This window comes from Maribacter confluentis (assembly GCF_030505015.1).
In the GTDB taxonomy this organism is placed as follows: domain Bacteria; phylum Bacteroidota; class Bacteroidia; order Flavobacteriales; family Flavobacteriaceae; genus Maribacter; species Maribacter sedimenticola.
In genome coordinates this window covers 23,461-31,135 of sequence record NZ_JAUKUC010000002.1, presented here as the reverse complement: position 1 = coordinate 31,135, position 7,675 = coordinate 23,461, and the positions used below count along the sequence as shown (strand labels likewise).

Below are 7,675 nucleotides of genomic sequence, written 5' to 3'. Positions count from 1 at the left end.
ACCAGGTTGCGTTGGCATGTTCTGCCAGTGGTCATCATCATATAAAAGAATATGGCAATAGAAGCCAATATTGGGAACAGACTTACATGATCACCATAAAAAGGTATTGAAAATCCTTCTGGAAATTGATAGATAGTATCAAATGAGGAAAGGTCATCTGCCCATAAGAACGATTTTTGACGCAGCGCGAACGAAGTCGGGAAGAACATGAACAATGCGTAGAAAATGGGCATTTGTATAACCGCCGGGATACAACCGCTCATAGGACTCACCCCTGCCTTACCATACAGCTTCATCGTCTCTTGCTGCTTCTTCATTGCGTTGTCCTTATACTTTTCACCAAGTTCAGTAATTTCTGGTTTTAAAACCTTCATTTTTGCTTGGGACAAGTACGATTTATAGGTCACGGGAGACATTGCCAAACGGACTAAAATGGTCATAATAACAATAGCTATACCATAAGGAAAATAGGTACTTATCAACGAATAAAACGGAGTAAATACATAACGGTTGATCCAACCAAAAATACCCCAACCAAACGGTATGGAATCCTCTAAGCCCAAATCCTCGTACTTGGAAAGTACCTCAACATCCGTAGGACCAAAATACCAATGCAAATCCTTGGCTATTTCACCACCTTCCAATTCTATAGGAAGTTTTGAGGAATACGCCTTGGTAAAACCAAATGTTCTACTTTCCTCCTCTACCAAATTGACCGAAGCAAGTTCACCGGATTTAAATGGCTCGTCCGCAGCTAAAATACTGCTGAAAAAGTGTTGTCTATAAGATATCCATTTAATATCCTCCTCTGTTTCCTCGTCATCACTCCCCTCGGACAACTTACTGATTTTATCATCCTCATGATTGTAGGTCAACCGGGTATATCTATTTTCATATTCTATGCTCTTGGAGTGGCGAATACCTTTTAACGCCCAGTCCAATTCAATTGGCTTATTGGAACTGATCACATTGTCCAAACCTTTTGTCTTAATCTGAAAATCTACCAAATACTCATTTGGTTTCATTTCATACCTGTATTCAAGGTACTGATTGTTGGCCGTTTTAGCTTTTAACGATAATATTTGGTTACCGTTGGCCTTGCTCAAAGTAGGCTCAAAATAAAGGTCCTTGGTATTCAAAACCCTGTTATCTGTCGTGGAAAAATCAAGACCAAACGAGGCGTTACCATCCTTGACCAAATACACAGGAACAGAATCATAGGTTACGAAATTTTTCATTTTCGCCTCTACGATCTGTCCACCCTTATTGCTTATTTTCAATAACAGCACTTCATTTTCCAATGTGGTTATATCATTGGACGGTTTGGTAAAACCAAATGCCCCAAGTTTTCCTTGGTACGTAGCTACGGCGGTAGAATCCTGTAAATCTAATTGTTGAACTTCAGTACTAAGGGTCTCCGTAGTTTTTTCCGCTGCTTTGGCGGCTTCTACCTGTTCCTGTTTAGCTTTTTCCGCCGCCAACTCCTCTGGGGTAGGTTGATTTTGGTAAAACATAAAGATGAGTATTCCAAAAATCAGCACAAAGCCAATAATGGAGTTAACATCAAATTTCTTTTCTTCCATGAGGTAATTCTAAATTAATTGGGAATATTACAAATTCAAGACAGCAAATATATGCCCAAAAATAATGTTTATGCCAATGTGGCATTAGTTTGTGATTTTTTATATGCCAGGGCCGCTTTAACAAATCCCACAAAAAGCGGATGGGGATTAGCCACGGTACTCTTATATTCGGGTGATATTGAACACCAATAAACCAAGGATGGTCCTTAGCCTCTACAATCTCCACCAAGTTGGTTTTTTTATTGAACCCCGTAGCGATCAAGCCGGCATGTTCCAATTTATCCAAGTACGCATTGTTAAATTCATACCTATGACGATGACGCTCTGATATTTGCGCTGCGCCACCATACACTTCCCGCACCAAACTACCTTCTTTAAGATCACAATCCCACGCACCTAAACGCATGGTACCTCCTTTATCGGTAATTGTTTTTTGCTCTTCCATGATACTGATGACCGGGTCTGGTGTATTTTCATCCATTTCGGTAGAATTTGCATTGGCCAATTGCAATACATTTCTGGAAAATTCAATAACCGCCATCTGCATTCCCAAACAAATTCCAAAAAATGGAATTTTCATTGTTCTGGCAAATTCCACGGCCTTTACCTTCCCTTCTATACCACGCTCCCCAAATCCTGGAGCAACCAAAATGCCGTCCAGTCCTTTGAGTTTCGTTTTATAATTGGAAACCGTAAGATATTCAGAATGTACAGATTTTACATTGACCCTTACCTCATTAGATGCTCCTGCATGTATAAATGCCTCTAAAATAGATTTATAGGAATCTTGCAATTCAACATATTTACCCACCAACCCAATGGTTACTTCATTTTTTGGGTTTTTATGGCGTTGCAAAAATTCGTTCCAACGGTCCAAATCAGGCTCAACGGTATTTGGTAATGCCAATTTTTGTAGGGTCACGGTATCCAAACCTTCTTCCTGCATCAATAATGGTACATCATATATAGTAGATGCATCTATACTTTGAATGACAGCTTCACGCTTTACGTTACAAAAAAGTGCCAATTTATCCTTTATCTCATCAGAAATTTGATGCTCTGTACGGCAGACTAAAATATCTGCCTTGATACCACTTTCCATTAAGGTCTTGACCGAGTGCTGTGTAGGCTTTGTTTTCAATTCGCCCGCAGCGGAAAGATAAGGCACCAATGTCAGGTGAATTACAATGGCATTATTATCTCCAAGCTCCCACAGTAATTGCCTAACCGCCTCTATATATGGTAACGATTCAATATCACCAACAGTTCCCCCTATCTCAGTAATAACAATATCATACTCGCCACTTTTGCCCAAAACCTGAACGCGCTCCTTGATTTCATTGGTAATATGAGGAACTACTTGTACCGTTTTCCCTAGAAATTCGCCTCTACGCTCTTTTTGGATTACGCTTTGGTATATTCTACCCGTAGTAACATTATTGGCCTGTGAGGTACGAACGTTTAAAAATCGTTCATAATGCCCCAAATCCAAATCTGTTTCCGCTCCGTCATCGGTCACATAACATTCGCCATGCTCATAAGGGTTTAACGTTCCTGGATCTACGTTGATATAGGGATCCAATTTTTGAATGGTAGTTTTGTAGCCGCGAGACTGCAGTAATTTCGCCAAAGAGGCTGCAATAATGCCTTTTCCTAATGATGAAGTAACGCCTCCCGTAACGAAGATGTATTTGGTTTGTGCCATGTATCGAATTCTATGTTACGGGACACAAAGTTACAAATTGAGGACAGAACTTGACGGATTTACCTAGGAAAATGTTTTTGTATTTTTCGAATTATGGATTCTAGCCCATTTACTCGTATTTCCAACGTAGATTTCAATAATTCTCCCAATTTTCCAACAGGAAATCCTTTTTGCTGAAACCAAATTAAATAAGGTTCCGGCAAATCTATTAAGTACCGCCCTTTATATTTACCAAAAGGCATTCTATAATGGGCCAATTCTATAAGTTTTTGCTTGTCTAAATTAATTTCCATTTTTAAATCTAAAAAAATTATCTTTAAGGAATCATCAACTTATACAACATGAAAAGAAGAAATTTTATTGGAACATCAGCAGCTGCCTCTGTTGGTTTCTTAACAACCTCAGCAGTAATGGCCAACAATGAAAATAAAAATCTATCCCCTAAATTAAAATACAATATTAACCATAGCGTATGTTATTGGTGCTATGATTCCATTCCTTTTGAAGATTTTCTTAAACATTTGGTAGCAATGGACATTAGATCCATTGACCTGGTAGGTCCGGACGAGTTTCCTTTATTAAAAAAATACAATATTCATGCCTCCATGTGTTGGGGGGCTGGCAAAGGTATTGTTGAAGGCTGGAACGACCCAAAACTTCATGATGAACTTATTGCAGATTATGAGCGCGTAATCCCTTTGGTTGCCGAGGCCGGATATACCAATCTTATTTGTTTTAGCGGAAATAGAAATGGTATGGACGATATGGTAGGCTTACGTAACTGTGCAAAGGGACTAAAACAATTGATGCCATTGGCCGAAAAACACGGTGTAGTTTTGCAAATGGAACTTTTAAACAGTAAGATCAACCATAAGGATTATATGTGCGACACCTCTGAATGGGGCGTTTCTCTTTGTGAAACCATAGGTTCTGAAAATTTTAAATTATTATATGATATCTACCACATGCAAATTATGGAAGGTGATATTATTAGGAATATCCAAGACTATCACCAATATTATGGTCACTATCATACGGGAGGCAACCCTGGTCGTCATGAAATTGATGAGACCCAGGAAATATTTTATCCTGCCGTAATGAAAGCTATTGTTGAAACCGGTTACACAGGTCATGTGGCACAGGAATTTGTGCCCAGCTGGGAAGACAAACTAGCCGCCTTAAAACAGGGGGTTACCATTTGCGATGTATAAATAGCTTCCTAAGAGTTTTCAAAAAAAGGCATCTTTCTAAAGGTGCCTTTTTTGCTTATAAAAATTATTGTTTTAAAACAGCTTCAATCTCGCCCACCCATCTTTCCTGAACGGTTAAATTCCTGGAATAATTGGTCTCTGCATCATATTTGTTCTGAAAATCATTTAACTGACGTAAAGTAGCCTTATATATTTTGCGCACTTCCTCCTTTATATTCTTTCCAAAACTTGCATTTTGCAGACGCGTTCTGAGCTTTCGAGCATAAAGTTCTGTAATATCAAAATGCAGTTGTTCGTGCAATAAGGTATTGTCATTACAAACTGTTGGCCTATACCAAGAACGTGTAGGATAAAAATAAGCATGCACATTAAAGTTCACCTTCATATCCCCGCCTTCATGATAAGTAGAAAAATCATAGCTAATACCACTTGCGGTAGTGGCAGCCGCATTTGCCCCATTAGGCACATCTCCTTTAAAATTAGCCCAATTTAGTCTGAAATCCGGACTCCAAGGTATTTGCTCTTGGCCATAGACCCATACAACCTGAGCCAACAGGAATAGCACTCCGAGCTTAATATGATTTATAGATCCCAATGATAGGTTATTACTTTCTCTATATCAGGATGAAGGCTGTATAGCACGGGACAGGTATTGGCCGTATGTTCCAATATTTTCCTGTCTTTACCCGAAACTTGAGCCGGTAAATGTAGCTCTACTTCAATTTTTGAAATTCTTCTTGGCGAAGGGGACATATGTTTGGTTACATCCGCTGTAGAACCCTCTAATGCAACTTCCAAACCTTTTGCCTTAATGCCCATCATAGTGAGCAAGCAGCTTGCCAAACCCGTGGCTACGGTATCGGTAGGCGAAAATGCTTGCCCCAGACCATTATTGTCAACAGGGGCGTCCGTTACAAAGGAACTACCGGATTTTACATGTATACATTCTGTTCTTAAATTGCCGTTATAGGTTACTTTTGCCGTCATGTTATTTCAATTCCTTTATTCTTAAATCATCCATCATCATGATATAGGAAGCTTGGTTATAATAACCGGAAATTCCCTTACGTTCATAATCGAACTTATTGCCGTTATATTCCGTTTCTCCAATAAACCTTGATATATCTATCAAATCATTTTTATAGGCTAGTTTCAACAACAAATCATAGGTCAGGTCAAAGCCTCTTACCGCATAACGGTCCGGATCGTCACCAAAACGTTTTCTGTAACGTTCCACAAATGAATTATTGCCCACCACACGATTTACCGATGGATAGGTGAAATTTAAATTGGATAGATGAGTGTTGGATATAACATCGTTTTCAAATGCAGAATTCATATCTGTTGTAAACATGCGCACCTTTACCTTATCCTTGTCTGACAGGGGGTCAAAAGCTGTATTGTTGAAGGAATTTAAAATGGATACCACACTGGCAACCAATCTATAATTTTCCGATTCTACAAAAACCCAGTTTGGAACCTTATTTGAAAGTAAGGTCTGTAACTTATCCCTATTAATACCTATATTTTTTTCCTCTTCCTTGACTACAACAACCTTGGCAGTAGGGAAATGGTCCAAAATTGCCTTTTGCCTATTCCTGCTTTTTTCATCGGCAATTACCAAAATGGTTTCATTGGTATGTGTTCCTTCCACATAATCCAACATATGATCTACCAGCACATCTTCATTGGTATAGGAGAAAAATACGTTGTCCAGACTTATATCGCTCTTTGCGGGAACAGGCGCTACTACAGGAATATTGTATTTGGAGGCCTGCACAGCAGTTTCCTTTAAGGAAGCAATATCCAATGGTCCAAAAATGGCATTGTAACTTCCTAAATTTTCTGCCTGAAGTATGTTTTTGGTATGCAGTAGGTCCAACTGATTGTCCAAAGTTTTCACATTGACAGAAACGCCCAAGGACTGCAAGGAATCTATTGCCACCAATGCCCCGGAATAAAGCCCAAGACTATATTTTAAACTATTTCTGGAATCAATTACTTTTTCCGTCCCTTCTTTATCCGCCAAATTCAACTTATCTAAACGAAACGGCAATAGGAACAAAACTTTAGGTGTAATGGCTACATTGATGCTATCCAATAAATTAACCTTGTCCAAAACCAACGAATTACGCACTTCATAATCCCCCACATTGTCCTTTGGCAATTTCAAGATCATACCAGCCTTTAGACCATCCTTTAAATCTGGGTTCAGTTGGGTAAGTTCTGCCCATGTCATTCCAAATTTTCTGGTCAACCTGAATTCATTCTGTTTTGGCTTTACCTCATAGAAGATGTAATTATCGGTATTAATGACACCGGGATCAACCTTTTTTTCCGGAATTCTAATAACCATACCCTCCTTAAGTCCACCACGTTCGGTAATTTCCGGATTTAAGCGAACTATTTCATCGGACTTTACACCAAATTCCTGTTCCAGTCTATAAAAATTCATTTTAGCAGGTACGGTGTAAGAAATAAAAAGCTCCGTTACCTGATTAGAAACTGTACTGCCCGCAATTTTTGGCATTAACAGTTCATACCCTTCGGACAAATAATTGTTTGTCTTGGACAAGCCAGGGTTAAGCACCAACATACTGTCAATGGTTATTCCATATTTATGGGCAATACTCCATCTTGTCTCCTTTGGTGCAACGATATACTTTTCATAATCATCAGAATTCAAAGGATTTTCTACCACAGCAGGTGCCTTAAATTTTGGAATGCGCAGTTCCATCCTTTTCTGAAGCGGAGAAGCATACAGTACCTTATTATATTTTTTGAGCTCATCTTCCGTAATCTTATACTGCTGGGTAATTCCAAATATAGTTTCCTTTTTTCTTACCCTGTGTGTAGTAAACCCGATAGGCTCCCTAGCAGTGGCGGAATCCTGCATTATATTCTTATTGAGTACCGATACGGCATCTGTAGTCCGGGAAGCGACTTTTGCCCCCGGAACGACCAATATTGTATTTGGCCTTAAAGCTTGACCAGCTTTAATCTCTTTATTGTACTGTAAAATATTAGCAGGGGAAACACCATACATCTTGGAAATACTCTCCAAGGTCTCTCCGGATTTTACTTCATGTGTATTGAACTTTTGGCCCAATGCGGTACACGAAACCAAAAAGCAAAAAGCACAAATTAGATAAAGCTGATTTACTATATATTTCATA

6 protein-coding genes and 1 pseudogene are annotated in these 7,675 nt (G+C 39.0%); 1 reads left to right on the top strand and 6 read right to left on the bottom strand.

Annotated features, from left to right (window positions below; all coding sequences use genetic code 11):
* The 3 genes and pseudogenes from yidC to Q2T41_RS19370 form a co-directional block, all read right to left on the bottom strand.
* Positions 1-1,583, bottom strand: a 1,583-nt coding sequence (gene yidC / locus Q2T41_RS19380) for a membrane protein insertase YidC (protein ID WP_304437505.1), incomplete at its 3' end; no start/stop codon positions are given.
* Between the two features lie 68 nt (positions 1,584-1,651).
* A pseudogene (pyrG, locus tag Q2T41_RS19375) lies at positions 1,652-3,288 on the bottom strand (CTP synthase).
* A 59-nt stretch (positions 3,289-3,347) separates the two neighbouring features.
* The gene (locus Q2T41_RS19370) at positions 3,348-3,581 is read right to left on the bottom strand and encodes a DUF3820 family protein (protein WP_304435008.1); all 234 of its coding nucleotides are present in this window, start codon (positions 3,579-3,581) and stop codon (positions 3,348-3,350) included.
* A 48-nt stretch (positions 3,582-3,629) separates the two neighbouring features.
* Here Q2T41_RS19370 and Q2T41_RS19365 point away from each other — a divergent pair, with 48 nt between their 5' ends.
* A complete protein-coding gene (locus tag Q2T41_RS19365; protein ID WP_304435009.1) occupies positions 3,630-4,499 on the top strand; it encodes a hydroxypyruvate isomerase family protein in 870 nt (289 codons plus the stop codon).
* Between the two features lie 64 nt (positions 4,500-4,563).
* On the opposite strand, the gene Q2T41_RS19360 is transcribed toward Q2T41_RS19365, so the two are convergent.
* Genes Q2T41_RS19360 through Q2T41_RS19350 form a run of 3 tightly spaced genes read right to left on the bottom strand, consistent with a single transcriptional unit; the run spans position 4,564 to position 7,674 of the window.
* Complete coding sequence (locus tag Q2T41_RS19360) at positions 4,564-5,094, bottom strand: DUF922 domain-containing protein (protein ID WP_304435010.1); 531 nt, start codon at positions 5,092-5,094, stop codon at positions 4,564-4,566.
* Entirely contained in the window at positions 5,082-5,486 is a 405-nt protein-coding gene (locus Q2T41_RS19355) for an OsmC family protein (protein WP_304435011.1), read from the bottom strand. The genes Q2T41_RS19360 and Q2T41_RS19355 overlap by 13 nt, the downstream gene beginning before the upstream one ends.
* A 1-nt stretch (position 5,487) precedes the next feature.
* Positions 5,488-7,674, bottom strand: coding sequence for an amino acid ABC transporter substrate-binding protein (locus tag Q2T41_RS19350; RefSeq protein ID WP_304435012.1), 2,187 nt, complete (start codon positions 7,672-7,674; stop codon positions 5,488-5,490).
* Position 7,675 lies beyond the last annotated feature (1 nt).

Coding starts and splice junctions, on each gene's coding strand:
- Q2T41_RS19370 (WP_304435008.1), bottom strand. CDS start 3,581: ATGGAAATTAATTTAGACAAGCAAAAACTTATAGAATTGGCCCATTAT.
- Q2T41_RS19365 (WP_304435009.1), top strand. CDS start 3,630: ATGAAAAGAAGAAATTTTATTGGAACATCAGCAGCTGCCTCTGTTGGT.
- Q2T41_RS19355 (WP_304435011.1), bottom strand. CDS start 5,486: ATGACGGCAAAAGTAACCTATAACGGCAATTTAAGAACAGAATGTATA.
- Q2T41_RS19350 (WP_304435012.1), bottom strand. CDS start 7,674: ATGAAATATATAGTAAATCAGCTTTATCTAATTTGTGCTTTTTGCTTT.